This is a genomic window from Nonomuraea endophytica, from assembly GCF_014203235.1.
Classification (GTDB): Bacteria; Actinomycetota; Actinomycetes; order Streptosporangiales; family Streptosporangiaceae; genus Nonomuraea; species Nonomuraea endophytica.
Genome location: NZ_JACHIN010000002.1, coordinates 706,968 through 727,639 on the forward strand (window position 1 = coordinate 706,968; position 20,672 = coordinate 727,639).

Here is a 20,672-nt window from a genome sequence, read left to right on the forward strand (position 1 = left end):
CACCCTGCGCGGGCACAGACCAATCACGAGTCGCTACGGCACATAGGGATGCCCTACGACTCCGATGAGGGCTTCCTCGGCCTCGTCGTGCCCCGCGTGCGCGCCGCGCTCCACGAGGGCCGCCGGGTGCTCGCGGTCACCTGCTCGCGCAAGCTGCAGCTCCTGGCCGACGCCCTGGGCCGCGACGCCGGCCGGATCGACAGCAGGATCGCCGCCTCCTGGTACGCGCATCCGCAGCGGACGCTGGCCGCGTACCACGAGTACGCCAGAGACCTCCCGACGCTGATCGTCGGCGAGCCCTGCTGGCAGGGCAGGACCGAGCGGGAGATCCGCGAGTGGATCCGCTACGAGTCGGTGCTCAACGCGGCGCTCGGCGCCGCGCCCGCGATCGTCGTCTGCCTCTACGACGTGCGCACCGCGCCGGCCGCCGCACTCGACTACCGCGCCGTCACCCATCCATTCCTGGCCGGTGTGTACGGCGAAGCCGTCAGCGAGGCCTTCGTCGAGCCCCACGACCTGATCCTGGACGGCGACCGCCGCCCGCTCCCGGACCCGACGGGCCAGGTCACCTCGGTCGGGTTCACCGCCCACGAGCTCAAGCGCTTCAGGCAGGCCGTGGCCGACTACGCCAAGGCGGCGGGGATGGAGCGCAACCTGGTCGCCTCGCTGGTGCTGAGCGTCTCGGAGATCGCGGCCAACTGCGTCGAGCACGGCGCGGGCCACGGAATGATCAGGATGTGGGTGACGGGCAGGGAGCTGGTCTGCGAGATCGCCGACCCGGGCGGCGTCCTGGACGACCCGTTACCCGGCTATATACCACCGGAGCCCGAATCCCCTCGGGGATACGGGCTCTGGATCAGTCGTCAGCTCTGCGATCTGGTGGAGATGCGGGACGATGCCGGAACGCTCCGGGTCCGCCTCCACATGGGCCTAGGCGGCCCGCTGGGCGGGTAGGCGCACGGCGCCTTCCTCGACCGCGTACTCCTCGAGCATGCTGCGCAGCTGCTTGCGGCCGCGGTGCAGCCGGGACATCACGGTGCCGATGGGGGTGCCCATCCGGTCGGCGATCTCCTTGTAGGCGAAGCCCTCGACGTCGGCCAGGTAGACGGCGACGCGGAAGTCTTCGGGCAGTGCGCGCAGCGCGTTCATCACGCTGCTGTCGGGCAGGCGCTCCAGGGCCTCGGTCTCGGCGGACTTGAGGCCAGTGGAGCTGTGCGACTCGGCCGCGTGCAGCTGCCAGTCCTCGACCTCCTCGGCGGCCGAGAGCTTGGGCGAGCGCTGCTTCTTGCGGTAGTCGTTGATGAAGTTGTTGGTGAGGATGCGGTGCAGCCACGCCTTGAGGTTGGTGCCCTCGCGGAACTGGTGGTAGGACGTGTACGCCTTCGCCACGGTCTCCTGGACGAGGTCCTCCGCGTCGGCGGTGTTGCGCGTGAGGCGCATCGCGGAGGCGAACAGCTGCGAGGTCACGGGCACGACGTCGCGCTCGAACCAATCCTGACGCTGCTCTTCGGTCATCGTGATCAAATCATTCCCCCTTGCTATCCCCCGTCTCGGCACGAGCCGCCAGACAGCAGCTCCATGCTCGCAAAACCCCCGTAAGGGCTGCGTTAACCGGTTCTGCCTGGTCAGGGAGGTGAACAGTCCCACTGCTCGCGGCGTGCGTAGTCACGTCCACGGCCGGACTAGTCTCATTATCGTAACACTATCCACCCATTTCCGCAGATAAAGTGGCCAGTGTCACATGAGATAGCGTATGGACCATGGACTTCGTCGACCGCCACGACTCCGGCGCCCGGCACTGGGTGGCCGAGGCCGTCCGGACGGTCGAAGCCGATACCAATCGCAGCAGTGACACCCATCTCCACGTCTTTCCGCTGCCCGCCCGCTGGGGCGTAAACCTTTATATGAAAGACGAGTCGGTGCACCCTACAGGTTCACTGAAACACCGGCTCGCTCGCTCTTTGTTCCTCTACGGCCTCGCCAACGGCTGGATCGGCCCCGGGACCACCATCGTGGAGGCCTCCAGCGGCTCCACCGCGGTCAGCGAGGCCTACTTCGCCCGGCTGGTCGGCCTGCCGTTCATCGCCGTGATGCCGGCGACCACCTCCCCGGAGAAGATCGCCCTCATCGAGTTCTACGGCGGCAAGTGCCACCTGGTCGACCAGCCGTCGGCGATCTACGAGGAGTCGCGCCGGCTGGCCGCCGAGACCGGCGGCCACTTCATGGACCAGTTCACCTACGCCGAGCGGGCCACCGACTGGCGCGGCAACAACAACATCGCCGAGTCGATCTTCGGCCAGCTCGCCCTGGAGCCGCATCCCGAGCCCACCTGGATCGTGGTCGGCGCGGGCACCGGCGGCACCTCGGCCACGATCGGCCGCTACATCCGCTACCGCCGCCACCACACCCGCCTGGCCGTCGCCGACCCCGAGGGCTCGGCCTTCTACCCGGCCTGGGCCGAGCGCGACTGGACGACCACCGCGAGCGGCTCGCGCATCGAGGGCATCGGCCGGCCGAGGGTGGAGCCGTCGTTCCAGCCGGACGTGATCGACCGCATGATCCACGTGCCCGACGCCCGCTCGGTCGCCGGGATGCGGTGGGTCCAGGAGGTCACCGGCCGTCCGGTCGGCGCCTCCACCGGCACCAACATCGCCGCCTGCGTCGATCTCATCAAGGAGATGCGCGCCGAGGGCGACCAGGGCAGCGTGGTGACGCTGATCTGCGACGGCGCCGAGCGCTACGCCGGCACCTACGGCGACGACGCCTGGCTGGAGGCCCAGGGCCTGGACATCCAGCCGCATCTGTCCGACCTGCGGGCCTTCCTCGGCGCCTAGACGCCCTTGGCCGGGTCCACGGAGAAGAACTTCGCCAGGTCGTCCAGGATCGCGTGCGCGCCCTGGATGCCGACGGCGCTCATCCACGTGAGGTCGGCGACCTCGTGCTTGGCGCCCTTGAGCTTGTCCCACAGCGGGTTGGTGACGAACTTCTGCTTCGGCGCGTCGGCCGTCGGGTCGGCGTAGGTGGAGACGAAGATGTGGTCGGCGTCCAGCTCGGCGATGCGCTCCTGGCTGATCGGGACCATGATCTGGTTCGGGTCCTTCGGCTGCTCGGCGGGGCGCGGGAAGCCCACGTCCTTCAGCACGACGCCGGAGTAGGAGTTCTCGACGTAGAGCCGGGCCGTGGGCTCGCCGGCGAAGCGGACCACGGCGACGGTGGGCAGCTTGCCCTCCTTCTCCTTGATCCCCGCGCCGATCTTGCCCGCCCGCTCCTCGAACTTCTTGAGCGTCTCCTCCGCCAGCGTCTCCTTGCCCAGGGCCTGGCCCATGAGGACGAGGTTCTGCTTCCAGATCGCGCCGGTGGTCTCGCTGAAGACGGTCGGGGCGATCTTGGCGAGCTTGTCGTACAGGTCCTTGTGCCGGACCTTCGCCGAGACGATCAGGTCGGGCTTCAGCGCCATGATCTTCTCAAGGCTGGGCTGCTCAAGCGTGCCGACCGAGGTGGCCTCCTTGCCGTACTCGGCCGCCACCGCGCCCAGGTACTCGGGCAGCTTGTCGTCGATCGACCGATAGCTCGTGTAGCCGACGACCGGCGTCTGCAACGTGAGCACCGCGTCGACGAAGCTCTGGTCGAGCGCGACCACCCGCTTCGGCTGCGCCGGGATCTTCGTCTCGCCCATGGCGTGCTTGATGACGCGGAAAGGCGCGCTCTCGGCGGCCTTGGGGGCCGCGGCCTGGCCGCCACACGCCGCCAGTCCCATCGCGAGTACGGCTACCGCGACCGCACGGAACGCTTTCATGATGTCCCTCTCCGAATAAGGCAACCCTAAATTAGGTTAGCCCTGCCTAAGCTGGCATACTTCACCAGGATCGGGCAAATGAGTAGGAGGAAGGCATGGTGGCAACCACCGCCGTGAAGCTTCCTCAGCTCCGTCACCGCCGCCTGACCTGGCTGATCGGGCTCACGGGGGTACTCGTGCTCGCGATCGTCCTGAGCATTACCATCGGCGCCAAAGCGGTGCCGCTCACCGACGCCTGGCACGCGCTGACCTCGCCCACCGGCACCGAGAGCGACATCATCATCCGCTCGCTGCGCCTGCCCCGCACCGCGCTCGGCATCCTGGCCGGGATCGCGCTCGGCGTCGCCGGCGCGCTCATGCAGGGCCACACCCGCAACCCGCTCGCCGACCCCGGCCTGCTCGGCGTCACCCAGGGCGCCGCCTTCGCCATGGTCGCCTCGATCATCTTCCTCGGCACCACCAGCCTGCTCGGCTTCATCTGGTTCGGCCTGGCCGGCGCGCTCGTCGCCAGCGTCGGCGTCTTCGCCCTCGGCATGGTCGGCGGGCGCGGCGGCCCCACCCCGGTCACGCTGGCCCTGGCCGGCACCGCCGTCAGCGCCTTCCTCTACGCGCTCACCTCGGCGATGGTCCTGCTCGACGAGCAGGCCATGGACGTCTTCCGCTTCTGGCAGTCCGGCTCCATCGCCGCCCGGGGCACCGAGGTGATCTGGCAGGTGCTGCCGTTCATCGCGGCCGGGCTGCTCCTGGCCCTGCTCAACGCCTCCGGCCTCAACGCCCTGTCACTCGGCGAGGACGTGGCCCGCAACCTCGGCCAGAACATCGCCCTCACCCGGGCCGTCGGCGTCGCCTCGGTCACGCTGCTGACCGGCGCCGCCGTCGCCGCGTGCGGCTCGCTGTCGTTCATCGGCCTGATCGTGCCGCACCTGGCCCGCCGCGTGTCGGGGACCGACCATCGGTGGCTGCTGCCGTACTCCGGGCTGATCGGCGCCGCGCTCCTGCTGCTCGGCGACGTGATCGGCCGGGTCGTGGCGCCGCCCGGCGAGCTTGAGGTCGGCGTGGTGCTCGCGCTGCTCGGCGCGCCCTTCTTCGTGGCGCTGGTCCGCCGCAGGAAGCCGGTGCGGCTGTGACCTCCTACGCGCTCAGAATCGCCGGCCTGTCCTGGCAGGTACGGCTGCGCGGCCTCGCCGTCACCTTCGGCGGCCTGGTCCTGCTGGTGCTGCTGATGGCGCTGAACATGCGCATCGGCGACCTGCCCATGACCGTGGGAGAGGTGTTCACGGACACCTTCGACGCCTCCAGCCCCGCCCACTTCGTCATCATGGAACTGCGCCTGCCCAGAGCCCTGACCGGCGCGCTGGTCGGCGCCGCGCTGGCCCTCTCCGGCGCGATCATCCAGTCGATCGCCCGCAACCCGCTGGCCAGCCCCGAGATCCTCGGCGTCACCACCGGCGCCTCGGTCACCGTGGTCGCCGGAGTGGTGGTCAGCGGCGGCGTTCACGGCGGGGTCAGCGGCCTGCTGTCCAGCGTGGGCATGCCGGCGCTCGCCCTGCTGGGCGGCCTGCTCGGCGCCGTGATCGTCTACGGCCTGGCCTGGCGGCGCGGCCTCGACGGCTACCGTCTCGTCCTGGTCGGCATCGGCGTGGCCGCGGTCTTCACCAACGTCAAGTACTGGCTGATGACCGTCGGCGACGTCAACGACACCGCCCAGGCGATGGTGTGGATCAGCGGCTCGCTCCACGGCCGCGGCTGGGAGCACGTGATCCCGGTCGCGCTGGCGCTGGCGGTGCTGATCCCGCTGACCCTGCTCGGCACCCGCTCGCTCAACGCCCTGCGCTTCTCCGACGACACCGTCACCGCGCTCGGCGTCCGCATGAACCTGTCCAGAGCCCTGATGATCCTGGCCGCGGTGCTGCTGGCGGCCGTGGCCACCGCCTCGGCCGGCCCCGTCGCCTTCGTCGCGCTGGCCTCCCCGCAGATCGCGCTGCGGCTGATCCGCTCGGCCCAGCCGCCGCTGCTGTCGTCGGCGATCGTCGGCGCCGTGCTCACCGCCGGCGCCGACCTGCTCGCCCGCACCGCCTTCTCCCCCATCGAGCTGCCGGTCGGTGTCGTCACGGCCGTGCTCGGCGCACCGTATCTGATCTACCTTCTGACCCGCATCCGTAAGGGGCGCACATGAGACTGCAGGCCGTAGACGTCAAACTTGGTTACGGCGACCGCGTCATCGTGGACGGGCTCGACCTCGGCGTCGAGGCCGGAACCGTGACCACGATCATCGGTCCCAACGGTTGCGGCAAGTCCACGCTGCTGCGCGCCCTCGGCCGCCTGCTCAAGCCGTCGGGCGGCGAGGTCCTGCTGGACGGCAAGAAGATCTCCACGATCGCCACCAAGGAGGTGGCGCGGATCCTCACCGTGCTGCCCCAATCCCCCTCGGCCCCCGAAGGGCTCACCGTCGCCGACCTCGTGGCCAGAGGACGGCACCCGCACCAGACCTGGTACCGCCAGTGGTCGTCCGACGACGAGAAGGCCGTGGGCGTCGCACTGAACATGACCGGCCTCTCCGACCTCGCCGAGCGGCCGCTGGACGAGCTGTCCGGCGGGCAGCGGCAGCGCGCGTGGATCTCCATGGCGCTGGCCCAGGGCACCGACCTGCTGTTGCTCGACGAGCCGACGACCTTCCTCGACCTGGCCCATCAGGTGGAGGTGCTGGAGCTGGTGCGCGATCTGCACGCGCAGGCGGGCCGTACCATCGTGATGGTCCTGCACGACCTCAACCTGGCCGCCCGCTACGCCGACCGGCTGGTGGCGATGCGCGACGGCAGCGTGGTGGCGGCGGGCACGCCGCACGAGGTGCTGACCGAAGACCTCATCCGAGAGGTCTTCGACCTGGACTCCAAGGTCATCACCGACCCCGTGGCCGGCACCCCGCTGGTCGTCCCCATCGGCTCACACCGCTAGCGGGCCTCGCGCGAGGCGCGTCATGGTCAGCACGACGCTCGCTAGCGGGCCAGCTCGCGGCGAACGTCCGGGTCGTCCGGATCCAGCCGGGCCGCCCGCTCCAGATCAGCCCGCGCCTCCCGCTCCCGTCCCGCCGCGCGCAGCGCCAGCGCCCGGTTGAACAGCAGCTCCGCCCGCTCCTCCAGCTCCAGCGCGCGGGTCAGGTCGGCGACCGCCGCCTCGGGCGCGCCCTCCTCGAACGACAGCCCGCCGCGCCCCGCCCACGCCGCCACCAGCCCGCCGTCCAGCGCCAGCGCGCCGTCGTAGGCCGCCCTGGCCGCCGCCCGCCGGCCCGCCGCCTGCTCGACCTGCCCCAGCACACACAGCAGGTACGGCTCCCGCGGCGTCAGCCGCAACCCCGCCTCCACGTCGGCCCGCGCCCCGGCCTGATCACCCAGGGCGGCTCGCAGCCCGGCCCGGTTGACGTAGCCGGGCGCGAAGCCCGGATCGAGTTCCAGCGCGTAGTCGAGATCGGCCTGCGCTCCGGCCAGGTCACCGCGCGTGTAGCGGACCTCGGCGCGGTTGTAGTACGGCTCGGGGAAGGGCGGGCTGACCCGCATCGCGCTCTCGTAGTCGGCGACCGCCTCATCGAGACGCCCCAGCTTGTGGAGGAGCGTCCCGCGATCGAGGTAGTAGTCGGGGTAGCCGGGGTCGGCGGCGATCGCGGCGGCGTAGTCGGCCAGCGCCTCCCCGGTGCGGCCCAGGACGCCGAGGAGCTGGCCGCGGTTGGCCCGCAGCACCAGCCGGTGGATCGGGTGCCGGTCCGGCGGCAGGTCCCGGTCGGCCAGCTCGATGGCCTGCTCGACCAGGGTCAGGGCGGCGGTCAGGCGGCCGCGCCGTACCTCGACCAGGGCCTTGGCGTTGAGGTCGAAGCCGAGGTGGAAGGCGCGCTCACGGCGGTCGGGCAGCAGCGAGGCGATGGTAATCGCCTCGTTGATCCAGGCCAGCGCCTCCTCGGGGTCGCGCCGGACGGGATCGTGGTGGCGGACGAACAACATCGCGATCGAGCAGGCCACGGTGGCGCGGTGGCCGGGCTCGGTGGCGGCGCGCCTGGCCCGCTCGTACAGCTCGCGGGCGGCGGGCTCGCGGCCGATCGCCTCCAGCGCGGCGGTGGTGCGGTGCAGCAGCGTCCACCAGCGCTCGGGGTCGTCGTCGTGGGTGAGCCGCTCCAGCTCGGCCAGCCCGGCCTCGGCCATGGCGTGGTGGAAGCCCTCGTCGCGGAAGCGGTCGTAGTCGGTGGAAAACGGCCCGTCGCCGGGCCGGCCCTCCGCCTCGGTGATCACCAGCTCGGGTACGCGCCGCCGCAGCACCTCGACCAGCTGGACGTCGGTCGGATCGGCCGCGGCCAGGTTCGCCACGGCGACGGCCAGCGGCCCGGTCCTGGCCAGGTGGTCACGGACGAACTCGGCCAGCCCGTTGGCGATTCGCAGCGTACGCCCCGCGCCCGGAATCAGGATGCGCTGCTCGCGCGGCAGGCCGTCGGCCAGCGACCCCCGGCTGCGCGGCACCCGCGCCGCGAGGTGCGGCGCGGCGGCCCTGATCTCGATGTCGTGGGCGGCCACCAGGTCGGGCCCGTACGCGAGCGCCGCGGGCACGAGGGCGTCAAGGAGCGCAGCGCCGAACGTGTAGGGGCCGTGGGGACGCCGGTCCACGTCGAAGGTCGGAAGGTTCACCAGGTCCTTTTCCAAGCCGAAGGGCGGCCCGCGTCTCCCCCAGAGAAGGAGACGGACCGCCCCTTTGAGATCAGTTCTTGTGCCGCGGCGCGTCGACGCCTGCAGGCTTGACTGTTCCCGGCTTGTGGACCACGACCTTTTTCATTCTTGCCCTTCCACTCCGCACACACCTCATGACGCGAACGTTCCGAATCCGTCCGCGATCTCTGGGTGACCGACTCATGTGAACACACGCCCGAGTCGGAGATCAAGACCTGCGGGGTAAGGGTCATTACCCACCAAATAAGGAGACGCTCCACGGAACCCCATGGAGCGTCCGAAAACCCACCAAAAGCCTCAGTCGTCACCCAAGATCGCGTCGACGAAGACCTCCGGATCGAACGGCGCCAGGTCGTCCGACCCCTCGCCCAGACCCACCAGCTTCACCGGAACTCCCAGCTCACGCTGCACCGAGATCACGATGCCGCCCTTGGCCGTGCCGTCGAGCTTGGTCAGCGCGATGCCCGTGATGTTGACCACCTCGGCGAACACCTGGGCCTGGCGCATGCCGTTCTGGCCGGTCGTGGCGTCGAGCACGAGCAGGACCTCGTCGACCGTGGCCTTCTTCTCGATGACGCGCTTGACCTTGCCCAGCTCGTCCATGAGGCCGGTCTTGGTGTGCAGGCGGCCGGCGGTGTCGACGATCACGACGTCCGCCTTCTCCGCCATGCCCTTGGCCGTCGCGTCGAACGCGACCGACGCCGGGTCGCCGCCCTCCGGGCCGCGCACCACCTCGGCGCCCACCCGGTCGCCCCAGGTCTGCAACTGGTCGGCGGCGGCGGCGCGGAAGGTGTCGGCGGCGCCGAGCACGACCTTCTTGCCGTCACCCACCAGCGAACGGGCCAGCTTGCCCGTCGTGGTGGTCTTGCCGGTGCCGTTGACGCCGACCACGAGCACCACCGCGGGCCGTTCGCCGTGCTTGGCGACGTGCAGCGTGCGGTCGAGGTCGGGGTTGACCTGCGCCAGCAACTGCTCGCGCAACAGACCGCGCACCTCCTGCGGCGTCCGGCTGCCGAGCACCTTGACCTTGGTCTTCAGCTCCTCGACCATCATCTGCGTCGGCGCGACGCCGACGTCGGCGGTGATCAGGCTCTCCTCGATCTCGTCCCACACCTCGTCGTCGAGACGGTCGCGGGACAGCAGCTCCAGCAGGCCGCGGCCGAACGCGCTCTGCGAGCGGGCCAGCCGCGAACGCAGCCGCACCATCCGGCCGGCCGACGGCGGCGGCACCTCGACCTCGGGCGCCGCGGGCTTGACCTCGACCGGAGGAGCCGGCGGCGGAAGCGTGGTGGTGGCGCCCTCGGACTCCTCACCACCCCCGGCGGGCCGCTTCTCCGTGTCTTCCGGAAGCGGGATCGTCGCCGGTGGCTCGACCGGCGGCGCGCCCTTGCCACCCGGCCTGAACAGCAGGAAGAGGCCGCCGGCCGCCAGCAGGGCGACGACGACCACGATCACGATGATGCCCAGGTAACCATCCACAACAAGTCAGTTTTCCAGATCAGCCCGCATGCTCGCGCCCGGGGCGCGTGCTCGTCAGGCCGGTTCGCGCTCCCGCAGGCGCTGGCTGACGACCTGGGTGACGCCGTCACCACGCATGGATACGCCGTACAGAGCGTCGGCGATCTCCATCGTGCGCTTGTTGTGGGTGATGACGATCAGCTGCGAACTCTGCCGCAACTCCTCGAAAAGCGTCAGCAGCCGCTGCGTGTTGGTGTCGTCGAGCGCCGCCTCGACCTCGTCCATCACATAGAACGGCGACGGCCGTGCCTTGAAGATGGAGATCAGGAACGCCACCGCCGTCAGCGACCGCTCACCGCCCGACAGCAGCGACAGCCGCTTGACCTTCTTGCCCGGCGGCCTGGCCTCGACCTCGATGCCGGTCGTCAGCATGTCGGCGGGGTCGGTGAGCACGAGCCGCCCGTCGCCGCCCGGGAACACCCGGGTGAAGATCTGCTCGAACTCGCGGGCGACGTCCTCGTAGGCGGAGGAGAACATCGCCTCGACCCGGTTGTCGACCTCCTGGACGACGGTCATCAGCTCCCGCCTGGTCTTCTTGAGGTCTTCGAGCTGGCTGTTGAGGAAGGCGTGGCGCTCCTCCAGCGCCGCGAACTCCTCCAGCGCCAGCGGGTTGACCTTGCCGAGCTGGTTCATCTGCTTCTCGGCGATCCGGGCGCGCTTCTCCTGCTCCTCCCGGACGTACGGCACGGGCGGATCTCCGGGGACCGGGGCGGCCGGGCCGTACTCGGAGATCAGCGACTCGGCCTCCACGCCGAACTCGTCGAGCGCCCGCTGCTCCATCTGCTCCAGCCGGAGCCGCTGCTCGGTGCGGGCCATCTCGCTGCCGTGCACCCGGTTGACCAGCTTGTCGAGCTCCTGCGACAGCTCGCGCACGCGCACGCGTACCTGCTTCAGCTCGGCGTCGATCGCCACCCTGGCCAGGTCCGCCTCGTCGCGCTCGCGCGAGGCCAGCTCGATCGAGCCGGCCAGCGCCCCGAGCACCCGCTTGGCGCCCTTGGCCACGGCCTCGGCCACGACGGCCTGCGCGCGCCGCCTGGCCCGCTGCGCGGCGGCCTGGGCGCGCTCCTGACGCTCGCGTTCGGCGGCCCGCAGCAGGCCGTCGGCCCTGCCCTCGATGCCCTTGACCCGCTCCTCCGCGGTGCGGACCTGCAGGCGGGTCTCCATCTCGCGCTGCCTGGCGAGGTTGGTGGCCTCGGCCAGTTCGTCGCGGGTGTCGGTGGTGGGCTCGGACTCCAGCTCGCTGGCGTATTCGGCCTCGGCCAGCCGGATCTCCAGCTCGGCCACCTCTTCGAGCGCCTCGGCCCGCGCCTCCTCGGCGGTGGCCACGCTCTTGGCCAGGCGGGCGGCCTCGGCGGCGGCTGCCTGGGCGGCCGCCTCCAGCTGGGCCAGGCGCTTGGCGGCTGCGGCGTTGCGCTGGTCGGCCTCGCGCTGCCTGCCCCTGACCTGGTCGAGCGTGCCCTGGGCGGCGCTGAGGCCGGACTGGGCGGTGCTGACGGCGGTCTGGGCCTCGGTGACGCGGGCCTGCGCGGCTTCGAGCCCGGCCTGGGCCTCGTGCTCGGCCTCGACGGCCGCCTCGAAGCCCGCGGCGCTGTGCTCGGCGGTGATCTGGGCGGCGTCGAGGTCGGCGGTGGCCTGGTCGAGGGCGGAGCGCATCTGCAGGACGGACGAACCGCCCACCGCGCCGCCGTCCGCCAGGTGGACGCCCACCAGGTCGCCCTGCCTGGTCACGGCCCTGAGCTCGGGCCGCCGCTCCACCAGCTCCTTCGCCCCGGCCAGGTCGTCGACCACGACGATGCCGGTCAGCACGTGGTCGACCGCGGCTCTGAGGTGGTCGGGAACGGTCACCAGATCGGCGGCCCAGACACCCCGCGCGTCGAGGGCGGGCCGGGACCCGGCGCGGCCCTCGCCCGCGATCAGGATGGTCGCGTGACCGCCCTCTCCGGCGCGCAGGAGCTCGAAGGCCTCCACCGCCGTGTCGAGCGACTTCACCGCGATCGCCTCGGCCACCGGGCCCAGGACGGCGGCGACGGCCAGCTCGGCGCCCGGCGCGACGGCCAGCTCGGTGGCCAGCGGGCCCAGGACTCCGGCCAGGTCGGCCTCCAGCAGCGCGGCGCCGCCGTCGGCGCCCTTGCTCAGGCCGAGTTCGAGTGCTTCGCGCCGGGCCTGGAGGCTCGCCACCGCGCGCTGGGCCTGCTGGTCGGCGGTGCGGGCGGTGCCCACGGCGGATTTGGCCGCCTGCAGTGCCGCGCGCGGGGCGTCCAGCCCCGACCTGGACTCCTCCACGGCGGCGCGGGCCTCGTCGGCGACCGCCTTGGCCTCCTCGACCAGCGCCTGAGCGGTGTCCAGCTCCTCGGCGAGCGCAGGGTCGACGGCGGGCTCGGCGCGCTGCTGCTCCTCGAGCTCCATCCGGCCGACACGCTCACGCTCGGCGGCGTCGAAGACGCCCTGCGCCAGGCGGCCGATCTCCTCGTCGGCTGCGCGGGCGCGGCTGCGCGCCGAGTCGACCTTGCCGCGCAGCCTGGCCAGGCCCTCGCGGCGGTCGGCCTGGGCGCGGGCGGCCATGGACAGGCGCTGCTCCTCGCGGCTCAGCTCCGCCTCGGCCTCGGCCCGGCGCTGGACGGCCTCCTCCAGCAGCTCCCGGGCGTGCTCCAGCTCGGCGTTGAGAATGAGCTCCTGCTCGCGGGCCTCGGCGGCCTCGCGTTCGAGCTCCTCGGGGTCGCGGCCGCGCCGTTCGATGGCGGCGGCGTCGACCGCGTGGCGGTGGCGTTCCGCGGCGAGCTGCTCCAGCCCCGAGGTGCGCTCGCGCAGGGACGACAGCCGGAAGAAGGTCTCCTGCGCGGCCGACAGCCTCGGCTGGGCCTGCGCCTCGGCCGCCTCCAGGGCGGCCTCACGCTCCTGGCCCTGCGCCAGCTCAGTCTCCACGTGAGTACGGCGGGCCTGGATGGCAGCCTCGTCGGCCGCCTCGCGGCGCAGCGTGTCGCGCAGGATGCCGACGTCGTCGGCCAGCAGCCGCAGCCGGGCGTCACGCAGGTCGGCCTGGATGACGGCGGCCTTCCGGGCGATCTCGGCCTGGCGGCCCAGCGGCTTGAGCTGGCGGCGCAACTCGGTGGCGAGGTCCTGGACGCGGGTGAGGTTGGCCTGCATCGCGTCGAGCTTGCGCAGCGCCTTTTCCTTGCGCTTGCGGTGCTTGAGCACGCCCGCGGCCTCTTCGATGAAGGCCCGGCGGTCCTCGGGACCCGCGTGGAGCACGGCGTCGAGCTGGCCCTGGCCGACGATGACGTGCATCTCCCTGCCGATGCCCGAGTCGGACAGCAGCTCCTGGATGTCGAGCAGGCGGCACGTGTCACCGTTGATGGCGTACTCGGACTGGCCGCTTCTGAACATCAGGCGGCTGATCGTCACCTCGGTGTAGTCGATCGGCAGCGCGCCGTCGGAGTTGTCGATCGTCAGCGTGACCTCGGCCCGGCCGAGGGGCGGCCGGCTGGAGGTGCCGGCGAAGATCACGTCCTCCATCTTGCCGCCGCGCAGCGACTTGGCGCTGTGCTCGCCCATGACCCAGGCGAGGGCGTCGACGACGTTGGACTTGCCGGAGCCGTTGGGCCCGACGACACAGGTGATCCCCGGTTCGAAACGCAGTGCGGTGGCCGAGGCGAAAGACTTGAATCCACGCAGGGTGAGGGTCTTCAGGTACACCCGATGACCCCCTCCCGTCGACTGCGTTCCGGAAAGCCTACTGGTCTCTGCCCTAGGGCTCGTGCTAAGAACCAGTCTGCGATACGGCAAGCCGGGTGAGGGCGGTTATCCGCGCGTGTCTGGACACTCGCGGACCACCAACGTAAACATCATGAGAAATGTGGACAAATAGCAAGGGACGCCTCTCCGAGACGTCCCTAGATGTAGCGCTCCGATCACTCAGGTGAGTGCCGGCTCGCGCTCCTGCAAACGGCCCCGTGCCTCGTCACGGGTCTGCGCCGCAAGAGCGTCATTCTGGGCCTGGAGCCGGATGAGTTCTGCCTCCAGATCCCGAATACGCTGTTGCAGGCGGCGCATCTCCGAGACCATCCGAGGGTCAGGACCGCCGACGTGGCCGAGTAGAGCCTTCGCCATGGTTAAGGGTCCTCCACGCTGAGTGACCAGACTGGTTCGCGCACTTCTATTCCGCGGGAGGGGTGCGCGTGGTACCTAACAAGAGTCGCACCGGCAGTGTGGGCGGTCAAGTCGAACGCACCGCAGAGACGCACCGATGGGCACTCCCGACATACAACTATACCCTATTTGGGGGGTTTAGCGAAACGGTCTACCTCTCCATAAACCCAACCAAACTACCTCGGGGTTCGCTCCACCGTTCCACTACTCCCGTCACCTTGCCCGGCGTGTCGCAACCTCGGAGCAGCTCAAGCAGCTTGACGCAGGACTCCCTGGACCCCTCCGCCACGACCTCCACGCGGCCGTCGTCCATGTTGCGCGCCCACCCGGCCAGCCCCAGCTCAAGCGCACGCGCACGGGTCCACCAGCGGAAGCCGACACCCTGGACACGGCCCCTTACCCAGGCCGTCAACCGCGTGTCATCGCCCATTCATCCGGTCACTCTCTGTAGATTTACTGCCACTTCTCCGACATTTCGGTCGGCGGCCACCTCAGCGAAAGCGGTCATCGCGGCCGTGCGCCGCGTACGCTGCCACACCAGGCCGAGCACCGAGTCCGGCAGGCCCGTGACCGGCACGAACGCGACGTCGTCCCGCCCCAGGTAGGCCGCCGTCGGGGTGCAGAACAACATGCTCCCGCGGTTCAGCGCCACCTCGGTCAGGCCCTCCTGGCTCGTGGAAACCGTCCCGGCCGACGGGATGGGCAGGCCGCCGGGCGTCGTCAGCGGGGCCGTCAGCTCCCTCCAGCAGCGCGGCGCCGGGCCCTCCAGCCCGACCAGCGGCACTTCCGCCAGCTCCTCGGCGTCGATGGACACGCGTCCGGCCAGCGGATGCGCCGGCGACAGGGCCAGCTTCATTGGCACCCGGTTCAGCGCGACGCTCGTCTCCAGATCGGGCTCGGCGACCGGAAGCAGGGTGAATGTGAGATCCACCACACCTTCGCGCACCTTGCCGAACGGGTTGGACAGCGGGACCTCGACCAGTTCGACCGCGCACTCGGGGAAACGGTGCTCGAAGGCGCGTACCGCCCCGGTGACGACCTCGCCCGGCGTGCTGAGGAATCCGACCCGCAGCACGCCGTACACGCTCCTGGCGGCCGATCTGGCGCGGTTCACCGCGCCGTGCAGCCCCTCGAAGGCGGGGCGCACGTCGGCGAGGAAGCGCTCGCCCAGCGGGGTCAGCCGGACCCGGCGGCTCGTGCGCTCGAAGAGCCGGGCGCCGATCGAGTCCTCCAGCGCGCGGACGATCTGGCTGACCCGGCCCGGGGACAGGTACAGCCGCTCGGCTGCCTTGGCGAAGTGGAGCTCCTCGCTCACCACGACGAACGTCTCCAGCTGTCTGAACTCCATGGCACCCCTTAGTCCAGCTAAACCAAGGATTCGATCTTCGGCATTGTTCCCGGGGGCGCTCGTTCACAGGCTTGGACCATGACGACGATTGACACATCCCGGGCCTATTGGTCCGCCATCATCGCCACGGCGGTCGGCATTTTCATCGTGGTGACCAGCGAGATGATGCCCATCGGGCTGCTGACGCCGATCAGCGGCGCGATGGGAGTTTCCACCGGCGTCGCCGGGCTGACCATGTCGGCGCCCGGCCTGGTCGCCGCGGTGGCCGCGCCGCTGCTGGCCATGAGCGTGCGCGGGCTCGACCGGCGGCTGCTGCTTGCCGGGCTCATGGCGTTGCTGGTGGTGTCGAACCTGGTGGCGGCGCTCTCGCCCAGCTTCACGGTGATGATGGCGGCCCGGGTGGTGACCGGCGTGAGCATCGGCGGCTACTGGGCCTTCGCCGCGAGCCTCGCCGTACGGCTCGTGCCGCCGGGCTCCGTGGGCCGGGCCACCGCCATGATCGCGGGTGGCGTCTCCGTGGCCTCCGTGCTCGGCGTTCCCACGGGCACGCTGATCGCCTCCATGGCCGACTGGCGCTGGGCGTTCGGGGTGATGGCGCTGCTCGCCCTGGCCGTCACCGTCGCGCTCCTGACCCTGCTGCCGCCGCTGCCCGCCGAGGGCACGGTCAGCCTGGGCGGCGTCTGGCGCGACCCCGGCATGCGGGCCGTGCTGATCGTCATCGGCGTGGTGGTGGTCGGCCACTTCGGCGCGTACACCTATGTGCGGCCCTTCCTGGAGCAGAGCGGCGCCGACATCAGCCTCACCCTCCTCGCCTACGGCCTGGCCGGCGTCGCCGGCAACTTCGCGGCGGGCGCGCTCGCCGCCAAGCGGCCCAAGCAGGTGATCATCACGCTGGCCCTGCTCATCGCCGTGGCCACCGCCGCGCTGCCCCTGACCAGCGATCCGCTCCTGCTGGTCGTGCTGTGGGGCGCGGCCTACGGCGGCGTCTCCGTCACCAGCCAGCTCTGGATGATCAAGGCGGGCGGCGGCGAGTCCGGCATGGCCTGGGTGTCGTCGATGTTCAACGCCACCATCGCCGCCGGCGCGCTGGTCGGCGGGCGGATCGTGGACAGCGTGTCGCTGCCGGCCGTGCTGTGGTTCGCGGCGGTGATGGCCGTGCTCAGCGCGGCTTTCGCTGGCACGTCGGGCAGGAGTAGGACGAGCGGTTCATGAACGGGTCGCGCCTGATCGGGGTGCCGCACCGCGAGCAGGGCAGGTCGCGCCTGCCGTAGGCCTCAAGGGAACGCTCGAAGTAGCCGCTCTCGCCGTTGACGTTGACGTAGAGGCTGTCGAAGGACGTGCCGCCCTGCGCCAGAGCGGAGCTCATGACCGCGCGCACCCCGGCCAGCAGCTCGGTGACCTTGGGCCTCGTGAGGGTCCTGGTCGAGCGGGCCCAGTGAAGCTTGGCCAGCCACAGCGCCTCGTCGGCGTAGATGTTGCCGACGCCGCTGATCAGCGACTGGTCGAGCAGTGCCCGTTTGACCTCGGTGTTCTTCGCCTTCAGCTTGCGGGCGAAGACCTCGTCGGCGAAGGAGTCCTCGAACGGGTCGGGCGCGATGTGCGCGATCGGCTCGGGGACTCCGCCGGCCATCGGCGTCACCATGACGTGGCCGAACGTGCGCTGGTCGACGAAGCGCAGGTCGGGGCCGCCGTCGGCGAAGCGCAGCCGTACGCGCAGATGCTTCTCCAGCGGCGAGTCCGGCCGCGCCACGAGCAGCTGGCCGCTCATCCCCAGGTGGGCCATGAGCGCGTCGTCGGGGCCGAGCGGCAGCCACAGGTACTTGCCGCGGCGCTCGGCCGAGACGATCGTGCGGCCCTTCAGCCGCGAGGCGAACTCGTCGGCCCCGTGCAGGTGCCGCCGGATGGCGCGAGGATGCAGCACCTCGGCCTCGGCGATCTCCCGCCCGGTGACCCATTCCGCGAGGCCGCGGCGGACGACCTCAACCTCGGGCAGTTCGGGCATCTCTAGCCGGCCGGCTGGCTCTCGCGCTGCTCACGACGCGCCCTGATGCGGGTCCAGGCCGCCTCGGCCGCCTGCTGCTCGGCCTCCTTCTTGCTGCGGCCGGTGCCCGAGCCGTAGGACTCGCCGCCCACGCGCACCACCGCGGTGAACGACTTGGCGTGGTCGGGGCCGCTCTCCTCGACGTGGTACTCGGGCACGCCGAGTGCCTCCGAGGCGGTCAGCTCCTGCAGCGAGGTCTTCCAGTCGAGGCCGGCGCCCAGCGAGGCGGAGCGCACGATCAGCGGATCGAACAGCACGTGCACGACGCGGAAGGCCTCTTCCAGGCCCTTGTCCACGTAGATCGCGCCGATCAGCGCCTCCAGCGTGTCGGCCAGGATGGACGACTTGTCGCGCCCGCCGGTGCCCTCCTCGCCCCTGCCGAGGCGGAGGAAGCGGCCCAGGCCCAGGGACCTGGCCACATCGGCCAGCGCGCGCATGTTGACCACCGCGGCCCGCAGCTTGGCCAGCTGGCCCTCGGGCAGATCGGGGTGGTTGCGGTAGAGCGTATCGGTGACGACCAGGCCCAGCACCGAGTCGCCCAGGAACTCCAGGCGCTCGTTGGTGGGCAGGCCGCCGTTCTCGTACGCGTAGGAGCGGTGCGTCAGCGCCCGCTCAAGGATGTCGGAAGCGAGTCGCGTCGAAAGGACTCGTTCCAGTTCGTCTCTGGCGACCTCCACGGCCACCGGCTTAGGACCTGCGCCCACGTGTTTCCTCCTCGGACACCTTCACATGGCGCGATGGCTGTGGAAGATGCCCGAAAACGTGGTGGGCGTCGGGGATGGTGTCCCGGCGTCCACCACGGCCGCGGGCGAACCGCCACCGCACGCATCTCAGACGTTAACGCCGACCGGGGCACAATTGCACCCGGTCGGCATCACGTCAACTCTGCGAATCAGGCAGACGGCTCGACGACCTGACGGCGGTTGTACGTGCCGCAGCTCGGGCAGGCGATGTGCGGCTGCTTCGGCGAACGGCACTGCGGGCAGCTCACCAGCGCGACAGCAGTCGTCTTCCACTGGGAGCGACGGGCGCGGGTGTTGCTCCGCGACATCTTTCGCTTCGGGACGGCCACGTCACTTCTCCTGATCGTTATCGTTCTCGGTAACCAGACCTTGCAACGACGCCCAGCGGGCGTCGATCTTCTCGTGCCGGTGGTCCGGGCCGGCGTCAGCCAGCCTGGCCCCGCACTCCACGCAGAGCCCCGGGCAGTCGTCACCGCACATGGGGCTCAACGGCAGTGCGAGCACCGCCGCGTCGCGGAACGTCGGCTCGAGGTCGAGCAGCTCACCGTCGAGCAGCGAATCCTCCTCCGAGGCGTCCTCGTCGGTGTAGAAGAACAGCTCCTGCAGCGGCACCTCGATGCCCGATGAGATCGGGTCGAGGCAGCGGGCGCATTCCCCGGCCAGCGGGGCCCGCGCCGTGCCACTGACGAGCACGCCTTCCATCACTGCTTCGAACCGGAGTTCGAGCTCGACTTCGGCATCCTTGGGGACACCGATCATGTCGACGCCGAGATCCGCCGGTGCCGGGAGCGAGAGCCGGCGCTCCAGCATCGTGCCCGGTCGCTTGCCCAGGTCGTGGGTAGAGATCACCCATGGGGAGCGGGGGTCGAGGTGCTGAGTCATCCTTGCTCTCGCTAGGCATGGCGAAACGATCGCCGTCGTACAAGGCCGAATAGAAAGAATACCAGGCCCTGGTCAGCCCCTGAGCCGCTCGATGAGCAGCTTGTGCACCAGATCCGGGACCAGGCCGGATACGTCCCCGCCGTAGCGGGCGATCTCCTTGACCCTGCTGGACGAGAGGAAAGAGTACTCGGGGTTGGTCGGCATGAACAGCGTCTCGACCCCGGACAGGCGATAGTTGAGCTGCGCCATCTGCAGCTCGTAGTCGAAGTCGCTGACCACCCGGATGCCCTTGACGATCGCTGGGATGTCGTTCTCCTTGCAGAAGTCGACCAGCAGGCCGTGGAACTTCCGCACCTTGACGTTCGGATACTCCTTGGTCACGGTCTGCAGGACCTCGATCCGCTCGTCGACCGTGAACAGGCTGCTCTTCTCGAGGTTGATGAGCACCGCGACGGTCACCTCGTCGTAGAGCCGGGCGGACCGGCCGATGATGTCGAGATGACCGTTGGTGATGGGGTCGAACGACCCCGGGCAGACAACGCGCCGCAAGATGCCCTCCCAGGCTTACGGGTCCCTGGCGGCGCGACCGTACCAAACGGACGCTTCGCCATAACGACGGACCCTCTCCTCAACGTAGCCTTCCGGCCATACCAGGGCATTTCCCCTGGTCTCGCGTTCAACCGCGATCAGGGCGTCCTCCGCCAGCCATCCGTTGTCCCTGAGCCGCGCCAGCACGTCCAGAACCTCGTCATCGCCCACCACATAGGGCGGATCCGCGAACACCACGTCATAAGGCTCATCCGCCGGCTTGGCCAGCACCCGCTCCACCCGGTCGTGCACCACCTGAGCGCCGTCCAGCCCCAGCGCCGCGACGTTCGCCCTGATCGTCCGGACCGCCTTCGCGTCCGCCTCGACCAGCAGCGCGTGCACGGCCCCACGCGACAGAGCCTCCAGCCCGACCGCCCCGGAACCCGCGAACAGATCCATCACCCGCGCCCCGTCCAGCCAGTGAAGTGAACCGAGGGTAGAGAAGATCCCTTCCCTTGCCCTGTCGCTGGTAGGTCGCGTCCCGCGCCCCGGCGGAACCGCCAGCCGACGCCCACCCGCGCTCCCCGCGATGATCCGAGTCATGAGGGCCATTGTTCACCATGTCACCGCAGGTCAAGAGTGGACAAGTGTCGGCCTCGACTGCGCAAGGGTCGTTCCCTTGGGGCGGGCGGGCCCGCATGATGATGACTGCGGCCTTCGAGGTGACCCAAATGGAGGCCGACCGGCGTGATCGTGAGCCCTTCCGCACGCCGGATCCCTCGGCACCTGACCCGAGGGTGGGCCCAGCCGGGGACGGCATTCGGGGGGAGGCCGTCCCCGCCGCTGGGCCTATGTTTGTTCTCTTCGTTTTCTGTCAGGTCTCTTCTTTCTTCAGCGCCATCACGCCGCTCCAGCGCCTTTCGGCCGCGCGCCCGCTCGCCTTCACGCCCGCTTTCACGCCTTC

General features: G+C 70.4%; 20 protein-coding genes. 6 read left to right on the forward strand and 14 right to left on the reverse strand.

Annotated elements, in window-relative coordinates:
• Positions 1-48: 48 nt before the first annotated feature.
• The gene (locus HNR40_RS11320) at positions 49-954 is read left to right on the forward strand and encodes an anti-sigma factor RsbA family regulatory protein (RefSeq protein ID WP_184960375.1); all 906 of its coding nucleotides are present in this window, start codon (positions 49-51) and stop codon (positions 952-954) included.
• Here HNR40_RS11320 and HNR40_RS11325 read toward each other — a convergent pair.
• Positions 931-1,515, reverse strand: coding sequence for a sigma-70 family RNA polymerase sigma factor (locus HNR40_RS11325; RefSeq protein WP_184960376.1), 585 nt, complete (start codon positions 1,513-1,515; stop codon positions 931-933). The two genes, HNR40_RS11320 and HNR40_RS11325, sit on opposite strands and share 24 nt — an antisense overlap.
• A gap of 245 nt (positions 1,516-1,760) precedes the next feature.
• On the opposite strand from HNR40_RS11325, the gene HNR40_RS11330 reads away from it, so the two are divergent.
• A complete protein-coding gene (locus HNR40_RS11330) occupies positions 1,761-2,834 on the forward strand; it encodes a PLP-dependent cysteine synthase family protein (RefSeq protein ID WP_184960377.1) in 1,074 nt (357 codons plus the stop codon).
• Here HNR40_RS11330 and HNR40_RS11335 read toward each other — a convergent pair.
• A complete protein-coding gene (locus tag HNR40_RS11335; RefSeq protein WP_184960378.1) occupies positions 2,831-3,796 on the reverse strand; it encodes an ABC transporter substrate-binding protein in 966 nt (321 codons plus the stop codon). The genes HNR40_RS11330 and HNR40_RS11335 overlap by 4 nt on opposite strands.
• Positions 3,797-3,891: 95 nt before the next feature.
• Between HNR40_RS11335 and HNR40_RS11340 the strand changes: the two genes are divergently transcribed.
• The 3 genes from HNR40_RS11340 to HNR40_RS11350 are packed head-to-tail and all read left to right on the forward strand — an operon-like array spanning position 3,892 to position 6,751.
• A complete protein-coding gene (locus HNR40_RS11340) occupies positions 3,892-4,923 on the forward strand; it encodes a FecCD family ABC transporter permease (RefSeq protein ID WP_184960379.1) in 1,032 nt (343 codons plus the stop codon).
• On the forward strand, positions 4,920-5,972 hold the full coding sequence (locus tag HNR40_RS11345; RefSeq protein WP_312896286.1) for a FecCD family ABC transporter permease: 1,053 nt from the start codon (positions 4,920-4,922) through the stop codon (positions 5,970-5,972). Before HNR40_RS11340 ends, HNR40_RS11345 begins: the two co-directional genes overlap by 4 nt.
• The gene (locus HNR40_RS11350; protein ID WP_184960380.1) at positions 5,969-6,751 is read left to right on the forward strand and encodes an ABC transporter ATP-binding protein; all 783 of its coding nucleotides are present in this window, start codon (positions 5,969-5,971) and stop codon (positions 6,749-6,751) included. The genes HNR40_RS11345 and HNR40_RS11350 overlap by 4 nt, the downstream gene beginning before the upstream one ends.
• A gap of 41 nt (positions 6,752-6,792) precedes the next feature.
• Here the strand turns inward: HNR40_RS11350 and HNR40_RS57145 are convergent, their stop codons facing one another.
• The 6 genes from HNR40_RS57145 to HNR40_RS11375 form a co-directional block, all read right to left on the reverse strand.
• The gene (locus tag HNR40_RS57145) at positions 6,793-8,463 is read right to left on the reverse strand and encodes a tetratricopeptide repeat protein (protein WP_184960381.1); all 1,671 of its coding nucleotides are present in this window, start codon (positions 8,461-8,463) and stop codon (positions 6,793-6,795) included.
• Positions 8,464-8,799: 336 nt separating this feature from the next.
• Complete coding sequence (gene ftsY / locus HNR40_RS11360; RefSeq protein ID WP_184960382.1) at positions 8,800-9,981, reverse strand: signal recognition particle-docking protein FtsY; 1,182 nt, start codon at positions 9,979-9,981, stop codon at positions 8,800-8,802.
• 54 nt (positions 9,982-10,035) lie between these two features.
• On the reverse strand, positions 10,036-13,713 hold the full coding sequence (smc, locus tag HNR40_RS11365; RefSeq protein ID WP_184960383.1) for a chromosome segregation protein SMC: 3,678 nt from the start codon (positions 13,711-13,713) through the stop codon (positions 10,036-10,038).
• A gap of 219 nt (positions 13,714-13,932) precedes the next feature.
• Positions 13,933-14,127 (reverse strand): hypothetical protein, encoded by a 195-nt coding sequence (locus tag HNR40_RS53530; protein ID WP_221340212.1) that lies wholly within the window; start codon positions 14,125-14,127, stop codon positions 13,933-13,935.
• A gap of 190 nt (positions 14,128-14,317) precedes the next feature.
• Positions 14,318-14,596, reverse strand: a complete 279-nt coding sequence (locus HNR40_RS11370; protein ID WP_184960384.1) for an acylphosphatase — start codon at positions 14,594-14,596, stop codon at positions 14,318-14,320.
• A complete protein-coding gene (locus tag HNR40_RS11375; protein WP_184960385.1) occupies positions 14,597-15,514 on the reverse strand; it encodes a LysR family transcriptional regulator in 918 nt (305 codons plus the stop codon).
• A gap of 78 nt (positions 15,515-15,592) precedes the next feature.
• Between HNR40_RS11375 and HNR40_RS11380 the strand changes: the two genes are divergently transcribed.
• Positions 15,593-16,726, forward strand: coding sequence for an MFS transporter (locus HNR40_RS11380; RefSeq protein ID WP_184960386.1), 1,134 nt, complete (start codon positions 15,593-15,595; stop codon positions 16,724-16,726).
• Here the strand turns inward: HNR40_RS11380 and mutM are convergent.
• The 6 genes from mutM to rsmD all read right to left on the reverse strand — a co-directional run bounded on the left by mutM (position 16,674) and on the right by rsmD (position 20,311).
• On the reverse strand, positions 16,674-17,516 hold the full coding sequence (gene mutM / locus HNR40_RS11385; protein ID WP_184960387.1) for a bifunctional DNA-formamidopyrimidine glycosylase/DNA-(apurinic or apyrimidinic site) lyase: 843 nt from the start codon (positions 17,514-17,516) through the stop codon (positions 16,674-16,676). The two genes, HNR40_RS11380 and mutM, sit on opposite strands and share 53 nt — an antisense overlap.
• A gap of 2 nt (positions 17,517-17,518) precedes the next feature.
• The gene (rnc, locus tag HNR40_RS11390) at positions 17,519-18,238 is read right to left on the reverse strand and encodes a ribonuclease III (RefSeq protein ID WP_184960542.1); all 720 of its coding nucleotides are present in this window, start codon (positions 18,236-18,238) and stop codon (positions 17,519-17,521) included.
• A gap of 209 nt (positions 18,239-18,447) precedes the next feature.
• Complete coding sequence (gene rpmF / locus HNR40_RS11395; RefSeq protein ID WP_184960388.1) at positions 18,448-18,627, reverse strand: 50S ribosomal protein L32; 180 nt, start codon at positions 18,625-18,627, stop codon at positions 18,448-18,450.
• A gap of 1 nt (position 18,628) precedes the next feature.
• The gene (locus HNR40_RS11400; RefSeq protein WP_184960389.1) at positions 18,629-19,180 is read right to left on the reverse strand and encodes a YceD family protein; all 552 of its coding nucleotides are present in this window, start codon (positions 19,178-19,180) and stop codon (positions 18,629-18,631) included.
• Between the two features lie 72 nt (positions 19,181-19,252).
• Positions 19,253-19,729 (reverse strand): pantetheine-phosphate adenylyltransferase, encoded by a 477-nt coding sequence (gene coaD / locus HNR40_RS11405; RefSeq protein WP_184960390.1) that lies wholly within the window; start codon positions 19,727-19,729, stop codon positions 19,253-19,255.
• Positions 19,730-19,744: 15 nt separating this feature from the next.
• On the reverse strand, positions 19,745-20,311 hold the full coding sequence (rsmD, locus tag HNR40_RS11410) for a 16S rRNA (guanine(966)-N(2))-methyltransferase RsmD (protein WP_184960391.1): 567 nt from the start codon (positions 20,309-20,311) through the stop codon (positions 19,745-19,747).
• Positions 20,312-20,672: the final 361 nt, after the last annotated feature.